A 23,658-nucleotide genomic window follows, 5' to 3' on the forward strand; every position below is an offset into this window, starting at 1 on the left:
TAGGAAGATCAATCCTCCTTTCGGCGTAACTGTGTGTACCAGCAACGCGGGGACTTTCCCCGCTCGGGTTGACCCGAGCGGGTCGGCCCGCAGGCGGGCGATCACGCGTCGGCCTGCTTTACAGGCAACGCCCAATCGCTCCGAAACGCGCGCCAAGTACTTGTTTCAAAAGGTAGGAACAAGACTTGCTTTCAACCTACACAAGTAGCGCGAGAGTTCTCAATTCCCTCGCCCGCTTCAACTTTGAACAGGAGTCGCCATGCCAATCTTTCGCAAATGGGCCCAAGTCGCCACGCTGCTGGCGTGTGCTGCCAGCGCCTCCGCGGACCCCGTCCTCGTCAGCGTCAACCAGACCGCTGGCACCCTTCAGAGCCTCAACGAGGTGAATGGTTTTCTCACCACGGGCGAGCACATGGCAGGCATCCGGGTGACGGCCTTCTTTGCCTCGGGCGCCGATGCGCGTACTTGGGTCTCCGGTGCCGCTGGGTCTGGCTTCGGCGGCGTGACCGGCAGCGGCTGGAGCTTGACGCTGGAGGGCGACAGCATCAACAACTACTGGACACTCTCCAACAGCAGCACCAATTCGCCCATCTTGTCGCTCCTCATCGAAGGCATGCCCGGTGGCATCGTGTTCGACGTCGTCGGGGACCAAGAGGTCAGCACAGGCTCGGCGCTCGGCGCCGCCTTCTACGACGTCCAGGCCTGCGAAGTGGACGGAGACTGCCCCCCACCGCCGCTTGCGCAAGGCGCGGCCGGCCTGGAGGTCAATGCGATCTTTTCGGATCGCACTCTGCTGCAAGGCTTCGACTACAGCGACACCCCGTTCGACCTCTACTCGAACCTGACCCTGAGCTTCGGTGACACCGGCTTGGTGGGCGACTTCAGCTTCGTGGCCGACACGGACAACGCCCGCTTCGGCAAGCCGAATCCCGGCCAGGTGCCGGAGCCCGCGAGCCTGGCGCTGCTAGGGCTGTCGCTGCTCTGCGCCGGGGGCGCAGCACGTCGCCGCCGCTGATCTGCGCGCAAGCCTGCATGCCTACAAAGCCCGGCCTTGCCGGGCTTTGTCGTTTCAAGCGGCCACGGGATGCAGCGGTAGGCCCTGGGCGGCATAGGCGGCCGCGTTGTCCAGCGTGGTCCGTGCAATGGCGGCCAGCGCTTCTTCGGTAAAGAAGGCCTGGTGCGCCGTCACCAGCACGTTCGGAAAGGTCAGCAGGCGCGCGAACACGTCGTCGGTCAGGATTTCGTCCGAATGGTCGGCGAAGAAGAGTTCGGCCTCCTCTTCGTAGACATCGATGGCCAGCCCACCCAGCTGCCCACTCTTGAGCGCCTGGATCACTGCCGGCGTGTCGATCACCGCGCCCCGGCTGGTGTTGACCAGCACCGCGCCGGGCTGCATCCAGCTCAGGCGCTCGGCGTTGATCAGGTGGTGCGTGTGCCCGTTCAGCGGGCATTGCAGAAGCACCACGCGGGAGCGCTGCAGCAATTCCTGCAGGCCCACATAGGCCACGCCCAGCGTGGCGTCCGGCTGGGGGTCATGCGCCACCAATTCGCAGCCCAGGCCCTGGAAGATGCGCAGCACACAGCGGCCGATGCGCCCGGTGCCGATCACGCCGACCGTCTTGCCGTGCAAGTCGAAGCCCAGCAAACCGTCGAGCTCGAAATTGCCCTCGCGCACCCGGGCATGGGCGCGGTGTGTCTTGCGAATCAGGGTCAGCAGCAGGGCCAGGGTGTGCTCGGCCACCGCATGCGCCGAGTACTCGGGCACCCGTGCCACCACCAGCCCAAGGCGCTGCGCGGCCGCCAGGTCCACATGGTTGTAGCCCGCACAGCGCAACAGCAGCAGGCGCACCCCGAGCCGTTGCAACTGCGCCAGCACGGCCGCATCGAGCTGATCATTGACGAAGGCGCACACGGCCTCGCAGCCCTGCGCCGCGCCCACGCTGTGCAGGTCGAGCCGGGCTTCGATGAACTCGATGTCGCGTGCGCCGGCTGCCAGAAAGCTCTGGCGGTCGTAGCGCTTGGCGCTGAACAGCGCGATGCGCATCAGGTCTCGAACCAGGGCTCGTCGGGCAGCGATTCGAAGACCTTGCGCAAGCCCTCGCTCCAGCCCTTGCGCAGCTGCTGGAAGTAGGCCGACTCGGCGGTCACGCGGTGCGCCTTCATCGGCTCCTCGAAGCGGTTGGCGCGCAGCAGCACCATGTCGATGGGCAGGCCGACGCTGAGGTTGGAGCGGATGGTGGAGTCGAAGCTGACCAGCGTGCACTTGGCCGCCTCGGGCAGCTCGGTGCTGTCGTAGCGGATGACGCGGTCGATGATGGGTTTGCCGTACTTGCTCTCGCCGATCTGGAAGTACGGCGTGTCTTCCGTCGCCTCGATGAAATTGCCTTGCGGGTAGATGTGGAAGAGCCGCGGGCCCTCACCCATGATCTGGCCGCCGAGCAGGAAGTTGGCCCCGAAGTCGACGCCCTGGCTGGGGCCGTGGCCGGCATCGCTGTCGCGCGCCACCACCTCGCGCAAGGTCTGGCCCACCAGCACGGCGGCGTCGTACAGGCTGGACACGTTGAGCATGTTCGGCACCTCGTGCAGCAGGCGCTGCTGCAGCAGCGAGACCACCGATTGCGTGGTGGCCAGGTTGCCGGCATTCAGCATCACGATCTCGCGCTGGTGCGGGATGTGGAACAGCGTCATCTTGCGGAACTGCGCGATGTGGTCGACACCGGCATTGGTGCGGGTGTCGGACGCAAACAGCAGGCCGGCGCGCAGGCGCATGGCGACACAGTAGGTCATTGGTCGGGGGCAGCGGTGACTCGGACGGAAGTCGCCAATTGTTCCAGGCCGCCACCGCTGCGCATGCCACGCACCGGGCAGGCATCCGCGTAATCCGCCCCGAAAGCCAGCCGCACGTGATGCCCGTCGGCGCGGCAGCGGTTCGAAATGTCGAAACCCACCCAGCCGGCCGGCAGCCGCGCCTCGGCCCAGGCGTGGCTGGCCACATGCTCGGCGTCGGTGGCCAGGTAGCCGGACACATAGCGGGCCGGCAGGCCCAGCAGACGGCAGCAGGTGATGAAGACCTGCGCGTGGTCCTGGCACACGCCATGGCCGGTGGCGAAAGCCTGGCCGGCCGGGGTGGCGGCGTCGGTGCCGCCAGGGATGTAGGGCATGCGCTGCAGCAGGGCTTCGATGAGCTGCATCAGGCCGGCCGCGGGCGCCGCCTGCACGGAGGCGGCGTGCTGCAGGGCGAAGGCCTGCAGGGCCGCGTCAGGGGTGGTCAGCAGCGTGGGGCGCAGGAACACCGGGGCCGGCAAGGCGTCCTCGGGCTCGGGCGGCTGCGGGCCGTCCGGTGTCAGCACCTCGCCAAAAGCGCGCAGATGGATCTCGCGGCGGTCGCCTTCCAGCGTCAGCACATGCAGGGTGTTGCCCCAGGCATCGAGCGCCTGCACGGCCGGGCCCGGCAGTTCCAGGGCCCAGCGCAGCACCTGCAGACCGGGCGTGGGCCGCGGGCTCAGACGAAGGTACTGGGTGGAAAGGCGCAGCGGGGCGTCGTAGCGGTAGGTGGTGTCGTGGGCGATGTGCAACAACATGGTCAATGCGCCTCGAAGTAGGCACGGCTGATGGCGCCGGAGAGCTGCGCGGACTCCTCCAGGAAGCGCGTGATCCAGGCATGCAGGCCGGTGTCCAAGATGGCATCGATGTCCGCATGCTGCAGTTGCAGCGCCATCTGCCCGGCCAGCAGCTTCGGGGTGCGGCCGGCGTCCAGGCTGCCGCTCTGGCACTCGATCTGCGGCAGCACATCGGCCACCTGGGCGGCGCAGCTGCGCAGCGAGCGAGGCACGTCATCGCGCAGGATCAGGAGCTCAGCCACGCGACGCGCGTCCAGGCTGTCGCGGTACACCGCGTGATAGGCCTCGAAGGCCGAGAGTGAGCGCAGCAGCGCGCTCCAGGCGTAGAACTCGGCGCTGCTGTCCTGGCGCGCCGCCACCGGCTGCAGGCTGTCCTCGGCCGGCTCGATCAACTGGCTTTTCACGTCCAGCAGGCGCGCGGTGTTGTCGGCGCGTTCGATGAAGGTGCCCAGGCGGATGAAGCAGTAGGCGTCGTTGCGCTGCAAGGTGCCCACCGTGGCCCCGCGCATCAGGTGCGAGCGCTCCTTCACCCAGTCGAAGAAGCTGGATGGGTTGTCGCGCAGCCGTGCTGGCAGGCTCTTGGCTTCCAGCCAGGTGGCGTTGACAGCCTCCCACATCTCGGCGGTGATCTGGCCGCGCACCGCGTGGGCGTTCTCGCGGCTGCTGCGCAGGCAGGAACGCACCGAGGCCGGGTTGTCCAGGTCCAGCGCCATGAACTCGAACAGGCTGCGGGCGTCGAAGCGCGGGTGGCGCGCCTGGTAGGCCTGCAGGGCACCCGTCACGGCCAGCGGTGCGGCCAGCTCGGTGGCGGCGCCGCGGCTCTGCGGCATCAGGCTCAGGCTCTGGGTGACGTCGAGCATGCGCACCAGGTTTTCGGCCCGTTCCATGTAGCGGCTCATCCAGTAGAGCTGGGAGGCGGTTCGCGAGAGCATCTCAGGCCTCCAGGATCCAGGTGTCTTTGGTGCCGCCACCCTGCGAGGAGTTGACGACGAGCGAACCGGCCTTCAGGGCCACCCGCGTCAGCCCGCCCGCCACCATGCGCACCTCGCGGCCGCTCAGCACGAAGGGACGCAGGTCGATGTGACGCGGCGCGATGCCGCTCTCCACGAAGGTTGGGCAGCTGGAGAGCGCCAGCGTGGGCTGGGCGATGTAGTTGCCGGGGTCGGCCTTGACGCGCTCGGCGAAGTCGGAAATCTCCTGCGCGGTGGCCGCCGGCCCCACCAACATGCCGTAGCCGCCGGCCCCGTGCACCTCCTTGACGACGAGGTCCTTCAGGTTCGCCAGCACATGGGCGCACTCGTCGGGCTTGCGGCATTGCCAGGTCGGTACGTTGCGCAGGATGGGCTCTTCGCCCAGGTAGAAGCGCACCATGTCCGGCACATAGGGGTAGATGGACTTGTCGTCCGCCACGCCGGTGCCGATGGCATTGGCCAGCACCAGGTGGCCGAGCTTGTAGACAGATAGAAGCCCCGGCACGCCCAGCATCGAATCGGCGCGGAAGGCGAGCGGGTCGAGGAAGGCGTCGTCGATGCGGCGGTAGATCACATCCACCCGCTTAGGTCCCACCGTGGTGCGCATGTACAGATAGCCGCCCTTGACGAACAGGTCCTGCCCCTCCACCAGTTCCACGCCCATCTGCTGGGCCAGGAAGGCGTGCTCGAAGTAGGCGCTGTTGGCAGGGCCCGGCGTCAGCACCACCACGGTAGGGTCGTCGGCGGTGGCGGACTGGCGCAGCGTGTCGAGCAGCAGCGTCGGGTAGTGGGCCACGGGCGCCACCGAGTAGCGGTCGAACAGCTCGGGGAAGAGCCGCATCATCATCTTGCGGTTCTCCAGCATGTAGCTGACGCCGCTGGGCACGCGCAGGTTGTCCTCCAGCACGTAGTAATGCCCGTCGGCATGGCGGATCAGGTCCACGCCGGTGATGTGCGCGTAGATGCCATGCGGCAGGTCCAGCCCCTGCATGGCGGGCTGGTACTGGGCATTGGCAAACACCTGCTCGGCCGGCACCAGCCCGGCCTTGACGATGTCGTGGCCGTGGTAGATGTCGTGCAGGAAGCGGTTCAGCGCCGTGACGCGCTGGGCCAGGCCACGCTGCAGCGTCGCCCACTCGTCGGCAGGGACGATGCGGGGCACGGTGTCGAAGGGAATCAGGCGCTCGGCGCCGGCCTCGTCGCCGTAGACGGCGAAGGTGATGCCGACCTTGTGGAACAGCAGATCGGCCTCGGCGCGCTTGGCGGCCAGTTGCCGCGGCGTCTGCCCCTGCAGCCAGTCGGCAAAGCCCTGGTACTGCGGACGGATGGCGCCGCTGGCCAGCAGCATCTCGTCGAAATGCTGGGGCGGCGGTAGCTGGAGTGCGTGCATGGGACTCCCGGTGGATGCACAAGGGCGGTGCAAGGGTCGTGCCGAGCGAGACTAGCAGTCTGTCGAGCTTGCGCTTGGGCCCGCGCCCCACTTCGGAGCAAGGTGAAACCCATCTTGCACCACACTGCGCACAGCCCGCACCATGCGGGTGCCTGCCTGCTCCCGGGCGCGCCAGCTTGGCGTCAGCCAGGCCCTCCACACTCAAATCGCCCATGCCGCCTGCCGTGTCCCGCCGCGCCCTTGCCCAGGCTTTTGCCAGCCTGCTGCTCGGCCTGCTCGGCATGGCGGTGCCCGCCGGAGCAGCCTGCGTCAAGACGCTGGCCTGGAGCGAGGACCCGCCCCACACCATGCGCCTGCCCGACGGCAGCGTGGGGGGCATTGAAATCGAGCTGCACCGCGAACTGCTGGCCCTGCTGGGTTGCGAGCTGCGCTTGCAGGAGCTGCCCTTCGCCCGCGCCCTGGCCGCCCTGCGCGCGGGCGAGGTGGACGTGATCCCCGCCACGCTGGCGAGGCCCGAACGCGAGGCCTATGCGCGCTTCTCGCGCCCGCTGCTGCAGCTGCGCAATGTGCTGTTCGTGCGCCGCCCGGACACCGGCCCCACCCAGCATCTGCGCCTAGCCGGTCTGGTGGCCGCCGGCTGGCGCCTGGGCGGCCAGACCGGGGTGGCCTATGGCAGCGAGTTCGTGGCCCTGCTGGAAGATCGCAGGTATCGCGGCCAGATCGTCCAGGTGCCCTACCGGCAAAGCCTGTGGCAAATGCTGGCGCGCCACCGGCTTGACGGCGTGCTGGCCAACGAGCTGACCGGCGTGCACGAGCTGCGCGCCCTCGGCCTGCAGGATCTGATCGTGCCCAGCGAGCTGGCGCTGGCCGTCGAGCGCGGCGGCAGCGCCTGGAGCCGGCACAGCACCGAGGCCGAGTTCGTCGAGCGCTTCAACGGCGCACTGCAGACGCTGAAGACCAGTGGCCGCTACGCCACCCTGCTGGCCCCCTACGGGCTGGATGCCCGCGGCGCGCTGCAGCGCCCGGTCGGCTCAGCGCACTGAAGCCGCGGCCTGGGCGATCTGGGCATCCAGTACAGGCCATTGCGCCTGCAGGGCCTGCAGCGCTGCGGTGGGCCGTTCACGTTGGGCGTTGGCCCAGATGGGCGCCGGGAACTGGGCGTCGTCCGCGAAGCGGGCAATCACATGCCAGTGCAGATGGGGCACCACATTGCCCAGGCTGGCGAGGTTGATCTTGGCCGGGCGCAGGGTGTCAAGCAGGAGCCGCTCCACCGCCACAACGGTCTCCATCAAGCGCTCCCGCTCCGTGCGCGGCAGCGCGCTGAACTCCGCCACGTGGGCGTTCAGGATGACCCGGTAGAAGGCCGGGTGCTCGGGGGTGTCCGTCACCCGCACCACGCGCAACAGCTCATCGCGGTACAGGGTCAGGCCACCTTCGGTGGCGCAGAGCGGGCAGGATTTCATGGTGGCGCGCGGCAGCCCGCGGCTAGCATCGAACAAGCCCGCATTCCACCACCCGCGATGTTTCGCAAGCCTTCGCTGCTGCGCTTCCTCCTGCCCCTGCTGGCCCTGGGCCTGGGCCTGCCTGCGCCGGCCTGCGTGAAGAGCCTGCGCTGGAGTGACGACGCCCCCTACAGCGCGCGTGGAGCCGATGGCGAACTCCAGGGCATCGACATCGAAATCAATCAGGAGCTGATGCGCCGCCTGGGCTGCCAGTTGGAGTTCAAGGAAATGCCCTTCGGCCGCGGCCTGCGCGAGCTCGAAGCCGGCAGCCTGGACATGATGGGCAGCGCCTTCCGCCGCCCCGAGCGCGAGCGCTTTGCCTGGTTTTCCGCCCCGGTGCTGCAGGCCCGCAAGCGCCTGTTCGTGCGCCGCGCCGACCTACCCGGCTTCAGGGCGCGCAACCTGCGCGAGTGGCTGCAGGGCGGCGTCACGCTCGGGGTGCTGCCCGGCGTCGTCTACGGGCCTGAGTTCAGCGCGCTGCAGCAGGATCCGGCCCTGCAGCCGCATATCCACACCGTGGTGAACCGGCGCAGCCTGTGGCTGATGCTGGACCGCGAGCGCATCGACGGCATGCTGGTGGACGAGCTGACCGCCGCCTACGAACTGCGCCGCCTGGCCCTGGATGAGCGCTTGGCGCCCGCACCCCTGGTGGTGGAGAGCGAGCCCTCCTACACCGCCTTCAGCAAGCGCAGCACCGCGCCTGAGTTCGTGGCGCGCTACAACGAGGCACTGGCTGCGATGGCGCGCGATGGCAGCCTGGCGCGCATCCTGGCGCGCCACGGCAACCGGCCACAGCCCGGCCCTTAGACCAGCACCCGCTCAATCCCGCCCGCATTCGCCTTGGCCACGTACTCCGGCATCCAGTTCGCGCCCAGGATCTTGTTGGCCATCTCGACCACGATGTAGTCGGCCTCCAGCAAGCCGTTCTGCAGGTCATTGCCATAGCGGCTCAGGCCCTGCAGGCAGCTCGGGCAGCTCGTCAGGATCTTGACGTCACCGCCCTGCGGCGCAATTTGCGCGGCGTTCTTGCGCAGCTCCTCTTCCTTGCGGAAGCGGATCTGCGTGCTGATGTCGGGGCGCGTCACACCCAGCGTGCCCGATTCGCCGCAGCAGCGCGCGCTCTGCAGCACCTGCTCGCCCACCAGCGCCTTGACGGTCTTCATCGGCTCCTGCTGCTTCATCGGGCTGTGGCAGGGGTCGTGGTACAGGTAGGCGCCACCGGCTTCCAGCTTGATGCCCTTTTCCAGCAGGTACTCGTGGATGTCGACGATGCGGCAGCCGGGGAAGATGTCCTCGAAACGGTAGCCCTGCAGTTGGTCGAAGCAGGTGCCGCAGCTCACCACCACGGTCTTGATGTCGAGGTAGTTCAGGGTGTTGGCCACGCGGTGGAACAGCACCCGGTTGTCGGTGATCATCTGCTCCGCCTTCTCAAACTGGCCGCTGCCGCGCTGCGGGTAGCCGCAGCACAGGTAGCCGGGCGGCAGCACGGTCTGCACGCCGGCGTGCCAGAGCATGGCCTGGGTGGCCAGGCCCACCTGGCTGAACAGGCGCTCCGAGCCGCACCCGGGGAAATAGAACACCGCCTCGGTGTCCGCCGTCGTGGTGGCCGGGTTGCGGATGATGGGGACGTAGTCCTTGTCCTCGATGTCCAAGAGCGCCCGCGCTGTCTTCTTGGGCAGGCCGCCGGGCAGCTTCTTGTTGATGAAGTGGATGACCTGCTCGCGCACCGGTGCGGGGCCCACGGTGCTGGGCGGTGCCGAGGTCTGCTTCTTCGCGAACTTCTTGAGCACATCGTGCGCCAGGCGCTGCGCCTTGAAGCCCACGCCCACCATGGCGCTGCGCGCGAGCTTGATGGTCTCGGGGTTGGTGGCGTTGAGCATGAACATCGCCGCGGCATTGCCGGGGCGGAAGCTCTTCTGGCCCATCTTGCGCAGCAGGTTGCGCATGTTCATGGACACATCGCCAAAGTCGATCTTGACCGGGCAGGGGCTGGCGCATTTGTGGCAGACAGTGCAGTGGTCGGCCACGTCCTCGAACTCCTCCCAGTGCTGCACGCTGATGCCGCGCCGCGTCTGCTCCTCGTAGAGGAAGGCCTCGATCAGCAGCGAGGTGGCGAGGATCTTGTTGCGCGGGCTGTAGAGCAGATTAGCGCGCGGCACATGGGTGGCGCACACCGGCTTGCACTTGCCGCAGCGCAGGCAGTCCTTGATCGAGTCGCTGATGGCGCCGATGTCCGAGCGCTGCATGATCAGCGACTCATGGCCCATCAGGCCGAAGGACGGCGTGTAGGCGTTGGTCAGATCGGCAAAGGGGATTTCCTTGTCCTGTCCCAGGCGCAGCAGCTTGCCGCGGTTGAAGCGGCCCTCGGGGTCGATGCGGTGCTTGTAGTCGGCAAAGCCGGCCAGCTCAGCGTCGGTCAGGAACTCCAGCTTGGTGATGCCGATGCCGTGCTCGCCGCTGATGACGCCGCCGAGCGAGCGAGCGAGCTTCATGATGCGGCCCACCGCCTCGTGGGCGGTCTGCAGCATCGTGTAGTTGTCGGAGTTGACTGGGATGTTGGTGTGCACATTGCCGTCGCCGGCGTGCATGTGCAGCGCCACCCAGACGCGGCCGCGCAGCACCTCCTGGTGGATGGCGCGGATGCCTTCGATGATGGGCGCGTAGGCCGCACCGCTGAACAGGGCCTGCAAGGGCTTGAGCAATTCGCGCTTCCAGCTGGCGCGGGCCTGGCCGGATTGCAGTTGCTCGAAGAAGCTCGCCTCGCCCGTTCTGGGGAGGTCCAGCTCATCGTGCCAGCGCTGCCACTGCTCGCCCACCTGGTTGATCAGCGCGAGCGCCTGCACCACGCGGTCTTCCAGCAGCTCGCTGCTGCCGATCTCGCTGGCGTCGTCGCTGCGCCCCAGAGGCAGGCGGGGTTGCTGGAAGAAGGCCTGCAGGCGATCCACCAGCTCCAGCTTGTTGCGCAGGCTGAGCTCGATGTTGATGCGCTCGATGCCGAGCGTGTACTCGCCCATGCGCTCGAGCGGGATCACCACGTCCTCGTTGATCTTGAAGGCGTTGGTGTGCTTGGCGATGGCCGCGGTGCGCTTGCGGTCCAGCCAGAACTTCTTGCGCGCGTCGCCGCTCACCGCCACGAAGCCTTCGCCGCTGCGTGCGTTGGCGATGCGCACCACCTCCGAAGTGGCGCGCGCAACCTCGGCCTCGTCATCGCCCACGATGTCGCCGATCAGCACCATCTTCGGGAAGCCGCCGCGCTTGCTCTTGGTGGCGTAGCCCACCGCCTTCAGGTAGCGGTCGTCCAGGTGCTCCAGACCGGCCAGGATGGCCTTGCCTTCCTTGGTGGAAGCGAACAGGTAGTCCTTGATCTCGACGATCGAAGGCACGGCGTCCTTGGGGTTGCCGAAGAATTCCAGGCACACGGTGCGCACGGCCTTGGGCATGCGGTGCACCACCCAGCGGGCGCTGGTGATCAGGCCGTCGCAGCCCTCCTTCTGGATGCCGGGCAGGCCGGCGAGGAATTTGTCGGTGACGTCCTTGCCCAGGCCTTCCTTGCGGAACAGCTTGCCGGGGATGTCCAGGCGCTCGGTGCGCTCCAGGGTCTTGCCGCTGGCGTCGAAGTAGCGCAGCTCGAAGCTGGCCGTCTCGACGTCGTGGATCTTGCCGAGGTTGTGGTTCAGGCGCACCACCTCCAGCCACTTGGCGTCCGGCGTCACCATGCGCCAGGAGGCCAGGTTGTCCAGCGCCGTGCCCCACAGCACCGCCTTCTTGCCGCCCGCGTTCATGGCGATGTTGCCGCCAATGCAGCTGGCCTCGGCGCTGGTGGGGTCCACCGCGAACACGAAGCCGTGTTGCTCGGCCAGGTCGGCCACGCGCTGGGTCACCACGCCGGCCTCGCTGTAGATGGTGGCCACCTCACGGTCCAGGCCCGGCAGCTGCAGCATCTCCACGCCGCGCAGGGCTTCGAGCTTCTCGGTGTTGATGACCGCGCTCTTCCACACCAGCGGCACGGCGCCGCCGGTGTAGCCGGTGCCGCCGCCACGCGGAATGATGGTCAGGCCCAGCTCGATGCAACCCGCCACCAGCCCGGCCATCTCGGCCTCGGTGTCGGGCGTCAGCACCACGAAGGGGTACTCGACGCGCCAGTCGGTCGCGTCGGTCACGTGGCTGACGCGCGAGAGGCCGTCGAACTTGATGTTGTCCTTGGCGGTGTGCTTGCCCAGCACCTTGGCCGTGCGCTTGCGTAAATCCCACACCTCGCGGAAGCGCGCGGCAAAGCGCTGCACCGCCTGGCCGGCCTGGTCGAGCAGCTCGCCCACCAGGGCGTCGCGCTCAGGGTCCTTGCTGGGGTCTCGGCGGCGATCTACCTCGCGCAAGCGGTGGTAGAGCGCCTCCACCAGGGCGTCGCGCCGGCGCGGGTTGGCCAGCAGGTCGTCTTCCAGGTAGGGGTTGCGCTGCACCACCCAGATGTCGCCCAGCACCTCGTACAGCATGCGCGCGGATCGGCCGGTGTTGCGCTGGCCGCGCAGCTGCTCGGCCAGGGCCCAGGCTCGCGGGCCGAGCAGGCGCAGCACGATCTCGCGGTCGGAGAACGAGGTGTAGTTGTAAGGAATCTCGCGCAGGCGTGCGGGGGCCTGCTCGTCGATCTCGGGGGCGGCGACCGGGGCGGTCAGCGGCAACGCTGCATTCATGGGCGGGGACCTCGGGGCGCTGCGGGAGGCAGCGTCAGGGGGTTGGGGATACTAGCTCAGCTGCCTTCGCCCTACAGGCACTGAGCCTAGGCGTAGCCGCCCAGCCTGCTTCCCTGACGAAAGCTGAATGGAGACACCCATGGCCTGGCTTTACCCCTTCTGGATCGCCCACCGCGGCGCCGGCAAGCAAGCCCCCGAAAACACCCTGGCCGCCTTCCGCGTGGGTCAGGCGGCCGGCTTTCGCGGCTTCGAATGCGATGTGCAACTCAGCGCCGATGGCGTGCCCTTCCTGCTACACGACGACACGCTGGAGCGCACCACGAATGGCGCGGGCCTGGCCTGCGCGCTGGATTGGGCCACCCTGCAGCGCTTGGATGCGGGCAGCTGGCTCGCCCCCGCCTTCGCCGGCGAGCCGCCCGCCAGCCTGGCCGCCCTGGCCGAACGGGCTGTGGCCGGGGATCTGGCCCTGAACCTGGAGCTCAAGCCCAGCCCCGGCCAATCCGAGCGCGTGGGCACCGGTGTGGCGCGCTGGCTTCGCACGCATTGGCAAGCGCCCTGCCCGCCCCTGCTGAGCTCCTTTGATCCCGAAGCCCTGCGCGCCGCCCACGCGGCCGATGGCGGCTGGCCGCTGGCTCTGCTGCTGGAGCGCTGGCAGGCCGATGCCCCACAGCAGGCCCTGGCCCTGCACGCCTGCGCGGTGGTGTGCCACCACGCCAGCCTGGATGCCGCCGCCATCGCCGCCCTGCATGCCCAGGGCCTGAAGGCGCTCAGCTACACGGTGAACGAGGCGGCCGAAGTGCGGCGCCTGCGGGCCGCCGGCATCGATGGGCTGATCACCGACCAGTTGGACTTGCGCGACGCCTGAGCGTGGCCGCGCGGCAACAGGCGGCCTGCGCAATCTGATCCAGCGCAAAGCGTTTGCTGCAACGCACAAAGCGCGACCCCAGGGTTGACCCTGATCAAACGGCGGCCGCGCTCCGACCGGTGCAATGGCTCCATTCCCAACCCACCCGGAGTCACTGACCATGTCCCGCAAGCACGTCGCCCTCTTCGCCCTGGCCACCGTGGCCGCCACCACCCTGCTCGTTGCCGTGCCGGCGCAGGCTCAGGCGCAAGGCGATTGGCTGGTGCGCGTCCGCGCCCTGCATCTGGATTCGGCCAACAAGGACAGCACCCCGCTGGCCCTGTCGGTCAACAACAAGACCTTCCCCGAGGTCGATATCAGCTACTTCTTCACGCCCAATCTGGCGGCCGAGCTGGTGCTGACCTACCCGCAGAAGCACGACATCCGCTCGGGCAACGCCCAGATCGGCACGCTGAAGCACCTGCCGCCCACCTTCTCGCTGCAGTACCACTTCACCGGCATGGGCTTCCGCCCCTATGTGGGCGCCGGCCTGAACCTGACTCACTTCTCGTCGGTCAAGTTCAACCCCGCTGTGGTCGCCGCGCTGGACCCGTCGATCAAGAAGACCAGCGTGGGCTTCGCCTATGGCGCCGGCTTTGACGTCCCGATGGCCGACAACTGGGTCTTCAACGTCGACGTGAAGAAGGTGCAGATCGGCACCGATGTGAAGTCCAAGGGCACCAAGGTCGGCGAGTTCAAGGTCGACCCCGTGCTGTTCAGCATCGGCATCGGCAAGAAGTTTTAAGCCCCCCCCCCGAAGCGGCCCAAGTGGCCGCCTCCCCCCAGGGGGCGCCACCAGTGGCCTGGCAAAGCCAGTTCCACGGCGGCACTTGATCCATTCCTGCCTGGACCGCCCTTAAGCTGCGGCGGCAGCAGCGTCGTGGTCGATCTTGGGCAGGGCGCGCACGCCGCTGATGGTGGCGCTGCGCCAGGCCACCGCCGCCAGCAGCAGGCCGGCGCCGCAAGCGAAGCCCAGCGCCGCGCGCAGGCCGAAGTGCTCGCCCAACCAGCCACCCAGCAGGGCGCCGGGTCCGGCGGGTAGCAGGATCAGCCAGCGCATCGTGCTGGTCATGCGGCCCAGCAGGGGCTGCGGCGTCACGGCTTGGCGCAGGGACAGGAAGTTGATGAAGATCAGCACCGCCCCGACGCCAAACAGGCTCAGCATGGTGGCAAAGGCCGCCACACCCCAGGGCCCCAGTGGCGCCAGAGCGAGCACGCCCCAGCCCAGGGCCGAGATGGCGATTCCCGTCACGAGGCAGGGCCCGGGCCCCAGGCGCTCGCTGATGCGATGCCCGAACACCGAAGCCAGCACCGTGCCCACGCCCAGGCCCACGTAGCTCAAGCCGACGGCCGAACTGCTCATGCCCAGTTCGCGCGTGGCAAACAGGATCTGCACCACCAGCGCGGCGTTGTGGCAGAGCTGCCAGCCGCCCACCGTGGCAGCCAGCACCGGCAGCAGCGGCTGGCTGCGCACGAAGCGCAGGCCCACGGCGAGCTCCTCCCGAAAACCGGCCCCGCTGCGCTCGCTCAGGTGCTCGACCACATGGATGCCCCTCAGGATGGCGGCCGACAGCGCCAGCATCAGGGCATCCACCGCCAGCGCCAGTGGCGCGCCCACCAGCTTGATCAACAGGCCCGCCACCGCGGGGCCTACGACTTCCGGGCCACTGCTGGCCAGCGCGTTCTTCGCATGGGCCTCCACCAGGCGCTCGCGCGGCACCACCTGGGTCAGCACGATTTGCGCGGCGCTGCCGGCGATCGTGTAGCAGCAGCCGAGCAGAAAGGCCACGCCATACAGCCAGCCCATGCCCAGCCAGCCCATCCAATGGGCGATCGGCACCGTCAGCAGGGCCAGCCCCATGGACAACTCGCCGACGACGTAGACCGGCAGCTTGCGCACGCGGTCCAGCCACACGCCGCCCGGCAGCGAGAACAGCACGAAGGGCGCGATCTCCATCGCCGTCAGCAGGCCCATCTGGGTGGGGCTGGCGTGCAACAGCACGGCCGCCGTCAGCGGCAGGGCCAGCAGGGTGATCTGGCCACCCAGGGAGGAGATCAGGATCGAGGTCCAGAGGCGCCGGTAGACGCGGTCGCGCAACAGGTCCTCAGGAGGGAGCGCAAAGCGCTGGCGCAGCCAGGCGAGGCATGCGTTCAACATCGGGAAACTCCAGCAAAGCAGGCAAGACGCAACAGCCGCAGGGATGCAGCCGGGGGGTGAGGGAGCGGGTCCTCAGGTGGCGTCAAGCAGCTTGGTCATGGGCTGGAAGGATGGCGAGTGGAAGGCGCGGATGGTAGCGATTCGCCCCCACCGTGACCATCGTCATTTGGAAGGCCGGATCAGAACGCCACGGCCGCGCCGTCACGGCGCGGATCGCTGGCGGCCACATAGCCGTCCACCGCCGGGTTGCCTTGTGGCTCACCCAATCGCCAGATGAACTGGCCAGCGCCGAAGTCCTGGTAGCTGTCGTGGATGTCGCCGATCTGGTGGCCGGCGTCCTGCAGGCCCTGCAGCGTGGCGGCCGGCCAATGCGGCTCGGCGTTCAGGTGCAGGCCCTGGTTGAAGCGCCAGCGCGGGGCATCGCAGGCAGCCTGGGGATGCTGGCCATAGACCAGCATGCGCACCAGGGTCTGCAAATGGCCCTGCGGCTGCATATTGCCGCCCATCACGCCAAAGCCCATCTGGGCCGCACCGTCACGGGTCAGGAAGCCCGGGATGATGGTGTGGAAGGGCCGCTTGCCCGGCCCGACCTGGTTCGGGTGACCGGGTTCTATGGTGAAGCAGGCACCGCGGTTCTGCAGGCTGACGCCGTAGCCCGGCAGCACCAGGCCGGAGCCGAAGCCCATGTAGTTGCTCTGGATGAAGCTGACCTGCATGCCACCGGCATCGGCCGTCGTCAGGTAGATGGTGCCGCCCTTGACGGGATTGCCGGCGCCAAAGTCCTGCGCACGTTGCGGGTTGATCAGCGCCGCCCGGTGGCGCAGGTAATCAGCATCGAGCAGCGCAGCGCTGCCAAAGGGCATGGCGGCGGGCTCGGCCACGTAGCGATAGACATCGGCAAAGGCCAGCTTCATCGCCTCGATCAGCAGGTGCTGCGTGCGCCAGTCGTCCACCGGGTGGCGGCCCAGGTCCAGATGGCGCGCCATGCCCAGGGCCATCAAGGCGGCGATGCCCTGGCCGTTGGGTGGGATCTCATGCACGCGGTGGCCCTGGAAGTCGGTGGCGATCGGAGCCACCCACTCGGGCTGGTAGGCCGCCAGATCCGCCGCGCGCAACAGCCCGCCGCCGGCGCGCGCAAAGCGCTCCAGCGCCGCGGCAATCTCGCCGCGGTAGAAGGCTTCGCCGCGGGTCTCGGCAATCAGACGCAGGCTGCGTGCGGCGGTGGGGAAGGCAAAGCGCTCCCCCACCCGCGGCGCCCGGCCGTGGGGCAGGAAGGCCTCGGCGAAGCCGGCGCCACCGGCCAGCTCCGGCACCTGGGCCGCGCGCGCCCATTTGTCGGCCACGCCCACGGGCACGGCGTAGCCCTGCTCGGCGATCTCGATGGCCGGCTGCAGCAAGTCAGCAAAGGGCAGCGAGCCGAAGCGCTGGTGCAGCGCGGCCCAGCCGGCCACGGCGCCGGGCACCGTCACCGCGTCCCAGCCGCGCTGCGGCATGTTCGCGTGGCCGCGGAAGTAGTCGGGCGTCCAGCCCGCCGGCGCGGGGCCGCTGGCGTTCAGGCCATGCAAGTGGCCATCGGCCCAGACCAGCGCAAAGGCGTCCGAGCCCAGACCGTTGCTGCAGGGTTCCACGAGGGTCATGCAGGCGGCGCTGGCGATCGCGGCGTCCACCGCATTGCCGCCGCGGAGCATCATCTGCAGGCCGGCCTGCGCCGCCAGCGGGTGGCTGGTGGCCACCACGCGACGCCCGAACACCGGGCTGCGCTGGCTCGGGTAGCCGGCGGCCCAGTCGAAGTTCATTGCAGCTTCGGGCTGTGGCGCAGAGCCTTCACGGCCCCTTCCCCCATCGCCGCACCAAAACGCTTGGCCAGGCGTTCGGCCACGTTGTCATGCGGGGTGTAGTCAATCACCTCTTCGGCCCCGACCACCTCGCGCGCCACATGATCGAGGTTGCCGAAGGCATCGGCCAGGCCCATCTCGACCGCTCGGCTGCCGTTCCAGACCAGGCCGGAGAAGGTCTCGCCGTCTTCCTTGAGCCGCTTGCCACGGCCCTCGCGCACCACGGCGATGAACTGCTCGTGCACCTCGTCGATCATGGCCTGTGCCAGCGCACGCTCCTTCTCGGGAAGGGGCGAGAAGGGATCGAGCAGCCCCTTGTGCGCGCCCGCCGTGATCAGGCGGCGCTCGATGCCCAGCTTGCCCATCAGGCCGCTGAAGCCGAAGTCATCGATCAGCACGCCGATCGAGCCCACCATCGAGGCCTTGTCGACAAAGATCTGATCGGCCGCAGCGGCGATGTAGTAGGCGCCCGAGGCGCAGATGTCTTCCACCACCGCATAGACCGGCTTGCCATGCAGAGCCTTGAGGCGACGGATCTCGTCGTAGACGATGCCGGCCTGCACCGGGCTGCCGCCGGGCGAGTTGATGCGCAGCACCACGGCGCGCGCGCCCTGGTCTGCGAAGGCGTTCTTCAGAGCCGACACCAGCACCTCGGCGCTGGCTTCGGTACCGGGCGCGATCTCGCCGTGCACCTCCACCAGCGCGGTGTGCGGCGTGCCGGACACGGCCGCCGGGTTCTGCTGCGCCCACAGCTGCCACAGCAGCAGGACCCCCAGCAGCAGCCAGGCCAGGCGCATGCCAACGCGCCAGCGGCGCTCGCGCCGCTTCTCGTCCAGGTAGTCGCGCGCCAGCTGCAGGGCCAGCGCTTCGTGGCTGGGTGCGGCCGCAGGGGCGGGAGCGGCGGCCGCGGCACGCAGCATCTCGGCCGGCTCCGGGGTGGGGTCCGGCAGGACCGGCGGATCGTTCGGGTTCATGGGGCAGGAGCCGTCGGCTCTCCGGGGGCTGGGGCCGCAGGCTCAAGGGGCGGCTGAAGGGTGTCGGAAGGATACCAATGCACGAATCCGTCGAACTCGGCCACGCGCACCGGGATGAGGCCGGCGCGGCCGCAGCGGCCCATCACACAGGCGCCGGTCTTGGGCGAGTAGACGGCACCATGCACGGCGCAGAGGATGTAGCGCTTTTCGGTGTCCAGAAATTCGTTGGGCTGCCAGTCCAGCTCGGTGGGCACATGGGCGCAGCGGTTCAGGTAGGCGTAGACCTGGCCGTCGATGCGCAGTGCAAAGGCGCGCTCTTCCATGCCGCAGTAGCGCAGCTCCCACTGCACGCCCAGGCCGCGCTCTTCCAGCACGTCGCTCGGGCAGACGCGCAGCGGCTCAACCATGGGTGCGCAGCCAGTGCGCCAGGGCCGGCACGTCGTGCACCAGGGCGAGCGGGCGCAGGCTCTGCAGTTCCTCGTGCCCGTGGGCGCCAAAACCCACGGCCAACGCCGCCGTCCCCGCATTGGCGGCCAACTGCAGGTCGTGCGTGGTGTCGCCAATCATCAAGGTGGCGTGGGCGGGCACGCCAAGTTCGTCCATCAGCTCGTGCAGCATTTGCGGATTGGGCTTGCTGGCGGTCTCATCCGCCGTGCGCGTGGCCTCGAACAAATCGTGCAGGCCCACTTGACGCAGGGCTTCATCCAGGCCCCGGCGGCTCTTGCCCGTGGCGACGGCGAGGCGGTGGCCACGGCCAGCCAGTTCATGCAGCAGCTCGGGCACGCCCTCGAACAGGGTCACCTCATGCACGGTGGCGAAGTAGTGCCGGCGGTAGGCGTTCGCCAGCTCGCGGTACTGCTCGCGCGGCAACTCGGGCACGGCGATCTGCAACGCCGGCTCCAAGCCCAGGCCGATGACATGGCGCGCGCGTTCGGTCGGCACCTCGGGCAGGCCGAACTCGCGCGCCGCGGCCTGGATGCTCTTGACGATGCAGGCGGTGGAGTCGAACAGGGTGCCGTCCCAGTCAAAGGCCAGCAGCTCAAAACGGGGGTTCATGCGGTCTCGATCAAACGCCGGCACTCGGTCGGCAGGGGCGCCTCGCAGACCAGCTGCGCGGTGGTTTGGGGGTGGGCGAACTGCAGGCGACGGGCGTGCAGAAACATGCGCTCAAAACGCCGCGGTCCGCGCGCCATGTCCCTGTTCTTCGCGAAGTCACCGTACTTCGGGTCGCCCACGATGGCATGGCCGGCCTCCGCCAGGTGGACGCGGATTTGGTGCGTGCGGCCGGTCTTGATGGTCACGTCCAACAGGGTCGCCCAGCCCAGACGCTTCACCACCTTCACCAGCGTGATGGAGCGCTTGGCCTGCTCGGCGGCCGGATCGTGGCTGCTGGTGACCTGGCGCACGCGGCGCTCGCCGTCGGCATCCAGGAACTTGTGCAGGGCGACGTCGATGACCTTGAGCTTTTCCGGCCAATCGCCCCAGACCAGGGCAGCGTAGGTCTTGCCGGTCTCGCGGCCGCGGAACTGGTCCTGCAGATGGGTCAGGGCCGAGCGCTTCTTGGCCAGCACCAGCACGCCGCTGGTTTCCTTGTCCAGGCGGTGCACGAGCTCCAGGAACTTGGCCTGCGGGCGCGCGCGGCGCAGCTGCTCGATGACGCCGAAGCTCACGCCCGAGCCGCCGTGCACGGCCACGCCGGCGGGTTTGTCGATGACCAGCAGGTGCTCGTCCTCGAACAACAGCGGGAATTCGCGCGGCGGGGCCAACTCGGCCAGGGCGTCTGCCGGCCGCTCCGCCACCCGCACGGGCGGAATGCGCACCACATCGCCCAGCTCCAGCCGGGTGTCGGCCTGCGCGCGGCCCTTGTTGACGCGCACTTCGCCAGCCCGGATCACGCGATAAATATGCGTTTTGGGCACGCCCTTGAGCTCGCGCAGCAGGTAGTTGTCCAGGCGCTGCCCGGCCGAGCCCTCATCCACCGTTTGCAGGCGCACTTTGGCGGCGGGCATTGGGGTTTGCGCGGGTTTCGGGCTTTGCGCAACTGGCCGTCTGGCTTTGGCTTCTATAATGCGGCCCGTCATTTGCGTCGTAAGTCGTTGATTCGCAAGATTTTATGCGCCGCGCTGATGACACCCGTGATGCACCAGGCCCGGTTTTGTGGCAGGCCCGCGCCCCAAGGTGGCGCCGGCGGCAGAAAGCTTGTCTGGCAGTGCAGTGTGATTGAACCCGTTGGCGCCGTGCCGAACCCGATTTGGCACCCGTCGACACCCGAACAAGGTTTCCGGTGTGCCTGCCGCCTCCATGGCAGGCGCGCCTCGCGCGTTTCTCCTACTCCACCGCGAATGCTCCCCGCCTCCCCCTCCCCGGCCTTCAGCCGCCGCCCCGACCGCCGCGCCCCGCTTCAGCGCGCGCGGGCCGGGCGTTGCCGCTGGTCCGCAGGGGCTGGGCACGCAGCGCTCGCCGGGGGCGGAGGGCGTGCCCGTGCCAACGCCTCGCGAAGCTTCTTTTTCCCAAGCAGCTGATCGCGTCGCCCAGGGCGATTCCTTCCTCTCGGTTCTTTCCACCGCACGCGCGTCGTTGCTGCCCGAACCGGCAGCGCCTGACCCGTGGAGAGTGAACAACCGATGAAACGCATGCTCATCAATGCGACGCAGCCCGAAGAGCGTCGCCTGGCCGTCGTTGACGGCCAGAAGCTGATCGACTTCGAAACCGAAATCGAAGGTCGCGAACAGCGCAAGGGCAATATCTACAAGGCCGTCGTCACGCGCGTCGAGCCTTCGCTCGAAGCCTGCTTCGTCGATTACGGCGAAGACCGCCACGGCTTCCTGCCCTTCAAAGAAATCGCCCGCAGCTACTTCAAGGAAGGCGTGGCGGTGCGCGATGCGCGCATCAACGACGTCATCAAGGAAGGCCAGGAACTGCTGGTCCAGGTGGAAAAGGAAGAGCGCGGGAACAAGGGCGCGGCGCTGACCACCTTCATCAGCCTGGCGGGTCGCTACGTGGTGCTGATGCCCAACAACCCGCGCGGCGGTGGCGTGAGCCGCCGTATCGAGGGCGAGGACCGCGAGGAACTCAAGGAGAACCTCGAGAGCCTGGACTACCCCAAGGGCATGAGCCTGATCGCCCGCACGGCCGGCATCGGCCGTTCGGCCGCCGAACTGCAGTGGGATCTGAACTACCTGCTCAAGCTCTGGACCGCGATTGACGACGCGGCCAAGGGCGGCAAGGGCGCCTACCTGATTTACCAGGAGAGCAGCCTGGTGATCCGCGCCATCCGCGACTACTTCCACGCGGACGTGGGCGAGATCCTGATCGACACCGACGACATCTACGAGCAGGCCAAGCAGTTCATGGCCCACGTGATGCCGGACACCGCCAACCGTGTGAAGCGTTACCGCGATGACGCGCCGCTGTTCAGCCGCTTCCAGATCGAGCACCAGATCGAGACGGCCTTCAGCCGCACGGTGAACCTGCCCTCGGGCGGCGCCATCGTGATCGACCACACCGAGGCCCTGGTGTCGGTGGACGTGAACTCGGCGCGTGCCACGCGCGGTTCGGACATCGAAGAGACGGCCACCCGCACCAACCTCGAAGCCGCCGACGAAATCGCCCGCCAGTGCCGCCTGCGTGACCTGGGCGGCCTGATCGTGGTCGACTTCATCGACATGGAAGAGGGCAAGAACCGCCGCGAGGTGGAGACCCGCCTTCGCGATGCCCTGCGCCACGACCGCGCCCGCGTGCAGTTCAGCTCGATCAGCAAGTTCGGCCTGCTGGAACTGAGCCGTCAGCGCCTGCGTCCGGCGCTGAGCGAAGGCAGCCACATCACCTGCCCCCGCTGCAATGGCACCGGCCACATCCGCGACACCGAGAGCTCGGCGCTGCAGATCCTGCGCATGGTCCAGGAAGAGTCCATGAAGGACAACACCGCCGCCGTGCATGTGCAGGTGCCGGTGGAAGTGACCAGCTTCCTGCTGAACGAGAAGCGCGCCGAGATCACCAAGATCGAACTGAAGCAGCGCGTCAACGTGCTGCTGATCCCCAACCCGCACCTCGACACACCGAACTACAAGCTGGAGCGCCTGCGCCACGACGACCCTCGTCTGGATGCGTTCAAGGCCAGCTACACCATGATCGAGGAGCCGAGCGAGGACGTGAGCATCACGCGCCGCGAAACGGCCAAGCCGCGCCAGCAGCCACTGATCAAGGGCGTACTGCCGGATCAACCGGCCCCTGCCGCACCCGTGCCAGCGCCGGCCCCGGTGATGGCTCCCGCCCCGGCCCCGGTGGCTGCAGCGCCGGCCCCGGCGGGCGGCGGCTTCTTCGGCTGGATCAAGAAGCTCTTTGGCGGCGCCCCCGACCTGGTGCCGCCGGTCAGCGCCCCGGCGCCGGCCGTTCCTGCCGCCGACAAGCCCAAGGCCGAGCGCGGTGAGCGTGGCGACCGTGGCGGCCGCGACCGCAACCGCCGTGGTGATCGCGGCGAGCGGGGTGACAAGGCGGAGCGCGGTGAGCGTTCCGAGCGTGGCGGCGAGCGCAAGCGCGTGGAGCGCAGCGCGGACGAAACCCGCAACGACAACCGCCCGCCCAAGTCCGACGCGATCGCCCGTGAGGGCCGCGACCACCGCGAGCCGCGGGAGGCCCGCGAGCCGCGCGAGAGCCGCGAGGCCCAGGCTCCGCGCGAAAACCGCGACGGCAGCCCCCGCAACGAGGATGGCAAGCGCCGCCGCCGTGACCGTGGCGAGCGCCGCGAGCACAGCGAAGCGCAGAACGCCGAAGCCGCCCAGCAACTGGCCGCCAGCGCACCGCTGCCGCCCACGCCGCAAGAACTGCACGAAGCGCCGCCCGCCTTCGTCGACAGCAAGGCTCCGGATGCCGATGAGCGCATCGAGCCCTTGCACGGCGAGCCCACGTCCAATTCCCTGAACGAGGAACGCCAGGGCCGTCGTCGCCGCCGCCGCCGTGGCCGCGCCGAGGGCGAGGAAGGCCAGCCGACCGAGGCCGCTGCCGACGGCTTTGCCGAGACCGTGCCCTTGGCACCGGATGCCGCGCTCGGCACCGTGGAAGCCGATGCCGAGACCCCGAACGATGACCTGGCCGAAGGGCACGAGCCGGAGGAAGGGCGTCGTCGTCGCCGGCGCGGCCCGCGCCGTGATCGCGAGGCTTCGGTGGCTGACGCTGGCGTGGAATCCGCCAGCCCGCAGCAGCTCGAGCTCGGCGCGGTGACTGCCGCGCCGCAGGAAGCAGCACCGGCAGCCCTGGACGTTGCGGAGCCCATCCACGTGGCAGCGCCCGCTAGCGCCGCACCGATCGAACAGCCGGCCAAAGCTCCCGCCGCCGCACCTGCCGCCGCACCGACCCCTGTGGCCCCCACCGCAGCGCGCTTCGAGCTGCCGCTGGGTGAACTGCAGCAGTTGGCCGACGCAGCCGGCCTGCAGTGGGTGCACTCGGACACCGACAAGGTGGCCGCCGTGCAGGCCGCCATGGCAGCGGAGCCCAAGCCGGTGCAAGTGCCACGCGAACGCCCGCCGGTTCCCATGCTGGATCAGGGGCCACTGGTGCTGGTCGAGACCCGCAAGGATCTGAACCAGGTGCGTCTGCCTTTCGACGCCTGATTCGGAT

19 protein-coding genes are annotated in these 23,658 nt (G+C 68.6%); 6 read left to right on the forward strand and 13 right to left on the reverse strand.

Features of this window, described 5'->3' with window-relative positions; all coding sequences use genetic code 11:
- Window positions 1–259: 259 nt before the first annotated feature.
- Entirely contained in the window at window positions 260–1,015 is a 756-nt protein-coding gene (locus I7X39_RS13720; RefSeq protein WP_198111731.1) for a PEP-CTERM sorting domain-containing protein, read from the forward strand.
- Window positions 1,016–1,069: 54 nt separating this feature from the next.
- On the opposite strand, the gene I7X39_RS13725 is transcribed toward I7X39_RS13720, so the two are convergent.
- The 5 genes from I7X39_RS13725 to I7X39_RS13745 are packed head-to-tail and all read right to left on the reverse strand — an operon-like array spanning window position 1,070 to window position 5,981.
- A complete protein-coding gene (locus I7X39_RS13725) occupies window positions 1,070–2,044 on the reverse strand; it encodes a 2-hydroxyacid dehydrogenase (protein ID WP_198111732.1) in 975 nt (324 codons plus the stop codon).
- Entirely contained in the window at window positions 2,044–2,787 is a 744-nt protein-coding gene (locus I7X39_RS13730) for a proteasome-type protease (RefSeq protein WP_198111733.1), read from the reverse strand. The genes I7X39_RS13725 and I7X39_RS13730 overlap by 1 nt, the downstream gene beginning before the upstream one ends.
- Window positions 2,784–3,581: a transglutaminase family protein gene (locus I7X39_RS13735; RefSeq protein ID WP_198111734.1), complete on the reverse strand. Its 798-nt coding sequence runs from the start codon at window positions 3,579–3,581 to the stop codon at window positions 2,784–2,786. Before I7X39_RS13735 ends, I7X39_RS13730 begins: the two co-directional genes overlap by 4 nt.
- A gap of 2 nt (window positions 3,582–3,583) precedes the next feature.
- Window positions 3,584–4,552: an alpha-E domain-containing protein gene (locus tag I7X39_RS13740; protein ID WP_198111735.1), complete on the reverse strand. Its 969-nt coding sequence runs from the start codon at window positions 4,550–4,552 to the stop codon at window positions 3,584–3,586.
- 1 nt (window position 4,553) lies between these two features.
- On the reverse strand, window positions 4,554–5,981 hold the full coding sequence (locus tag I7X39_RS13745; RefSeq protein ID WP_198111736.1) for a circularly permuted type 2 ATP-grasp protein: 1,428 nt from the start codon (window positions 5,979–5,981) through the stop codon (window positions 4,554–4,556).
- A gap of 224 nt (window positions 5,982–6,205) precedes the next feature.
- On the opposite strand from I7X39_RS13745, the gene I7X39_RS13750 reads away from it, so the two are divergent.
- Entirely contained in the window at window positions 6,206–7,024 is an 819-nt protein-coding gene (locus I7X39_RS13750) for a substrate-binding periplasmic protein (protein ID WP_198111737.1), read from the forward strand.
- Here the strand turns inward: I7X39_RS13750 and I7X39_RS13755 are convergent.
- Complete coding sequence (locus I7X39_RS13755; protein WP_198111738.1) at window positions 7,013–7,444, reverse strand: HIT family protein; 432 nt, start codon at window positions 7,442–7,444, stop codon at window positions 7,013–7,015. The genes I7X39_RS13750 and I7X39_RS13755 overlap by 12 nt on opposite strands.
- Window positions 7,445–7,501: 57 nt before the next feature.
- Between I7X39_RS13755 and I7X39_RS13760 the strand changes: the two genes are divergently transcribed.
- Window positions 7,502–8,290 carry a substrate-binding periplasmic protein gene (locus I7X39_RS13760; protein ID WP_198111739.1) on the forward strand — a complete coding sequence of 263 codons (789 nt, stop codon included), beginning with the start codon at window positions 7,502–7,504 and terminating at the stop codon, window positions 8,288–8,290.
- On the opposite strand, the gene I7X39_RS13765 is transcribed toward I7X39_RS13760, so the two are convergent.
- On the reverse strand, window positions 8,287–12,171 hold the full coding sequence (locus I7X39_RS13765; RefSeq protein ID WP_198111740.1) for a DUF3683 domain-containing protein: 3,885 nt from the start codon (window positions 12,169–12,171) through the stop codon (window positions 8,287–8,289). The genes I7X39_RS13760 and I7X39_RS13765 overlap by 4 nt on opposite strands.
- Window positions 12,172–12,310: 139 nt before the next feature.
- Between I7X39_RS13765 and ugpQ the strand changes: the two genes are divergently transcribed.
- Together ugpQ and I7X39_RS13775 are read left to right on the forward strand one after the other, a co-directional pair.
- The gene (gene ugpQ / locus I7X39_RS13770; RefSeq protein WP_198111741.1) at window positions 12,311–13,036 is read left to right on the forward strand and encodes a glycerophosphodiester phosphodiesterase; all 726 of its coding nucleotides are present in this window, start codon (window positions 12,311–12,313) and stop codon (window positions 13,034–13,036) included.
- Between the two features lie 160 nt (window positions 13,037–13,196).
- Window positions 13,197–13,820, forward strand: coding sequence for an OmpW/AlkL family protein (locus I7X39_RS13775; RefSeq protein ID WP_198111742.1), 624 nt, complete (start codon window positions 13,197–13,199; stop codon window positions 13,818–13,820).
- A 111-nt stretch (window positions 13,821–13,931) separates the two neighbouring features.
- Here the strand turns inward: I7X39_RS13775 and I7X39_RS13780 are convergent, their stop codons facing one another.
- From I7X39_RS13780 to I7X39_RS13805, 6 genes are all read right to left on the reverse strand, one after another.
- Entirely contained in the window at window positions 13,932–15,233 is a 1,302-nt protein-coding gene (locus I7X39_RS13780; RefSeq protein WP_198111743.1) for an MFS transporter, read from the reverse strand.
- Window positions 15,234–15,412: 179 nt separating this feature from the next.
- On the reverse strand, window positions 15,413–17,029 hold the full coding sequence (locus tag I7X39_RS13785; protein ID WP_198111744.1) for a gamma-glutamyltransferase family protein: 1,617 nt from the start codon (window positions 17,027–17,029) through the stop codon (window positions 15,413–15,415).
- Entirely contained in the window at window positions 17,026–18,042 is a 1,017-nt protein-coding gene (locus tag I7X39_RS13790) for a S49 family peptidase (RefSeq protein WP_198111745.1), read from the reverse strand. The genes I7X39_RS13785 and I7X39_RS13790 overlap by 4 nt, the downstream gene beginning before the upstream one ends.
- Window positions 18,039–18,449: a Rieske (2Fe-2S) protein gene (locus I7X39_RS13795; protein ID WP_198111746.1), complete on the reverse strand. Its 411-nt coding sequence runs from the start codon at window positions 18,447–18,449 to the stop codon at window positions 18,039–18,041. Before I7X39_RS13795 ends, I7X39_RS13790 begins: the two co-directional genes overlap by 4 nt.
- A complete protein-coding gene (locus I7X39_RS13800; protein WP_198111747.1) occupies window positions 18,442–19,098 on the reverse strand; it encodes an HAD-IA family hydrolase in 657 nt (218 codons plus the stop codon). The genes I7X39_RS13795 and I7X39_RS13800 overlap by 8 nt, the downstream gene beginning before the upstream one ends.
- Entirely contained in the window at window positions 19,095–20,051 is a 957-nt protein-coding gene (locus I7X39_RS13805) for an RluA family pseudouridine synthase (protein ID WP_232351956.1), read from the reverse strand. Before I7X39_RS13805 ends, I7X39_RS13800 begins: the two co-directional genes overlap by 4 nt.
- 615 nt (window positions 20,052–20,666) lie before the next feature.
- Between I7X39_RS13805 and I7X39_RS13810 the strand changes: the two genes are divergently transcribed.
- A complete protein-coding gene (locus tag I7X39_RS13810; RefSeq protein ID WP_198111749.1) occupies window positions 20,667–23,651 on the forward strand; it encodes an Rne/Rng family ribonuclease in 2,985 nt (994 codons plus the stop codon).
- Window positions 23,652–23,658 lie beyond the last annotated feature (7 nt).

The organism is Inhella proteolytica, assembly GCF_016093275.1.
Classification (GTDB): domain Bacteria; phylum Pseudomonadota; class Gammaproteobacteria; order Burkholderiales; family Burkholderiaceae_C; genus Inhella; species Inhella proteolytica.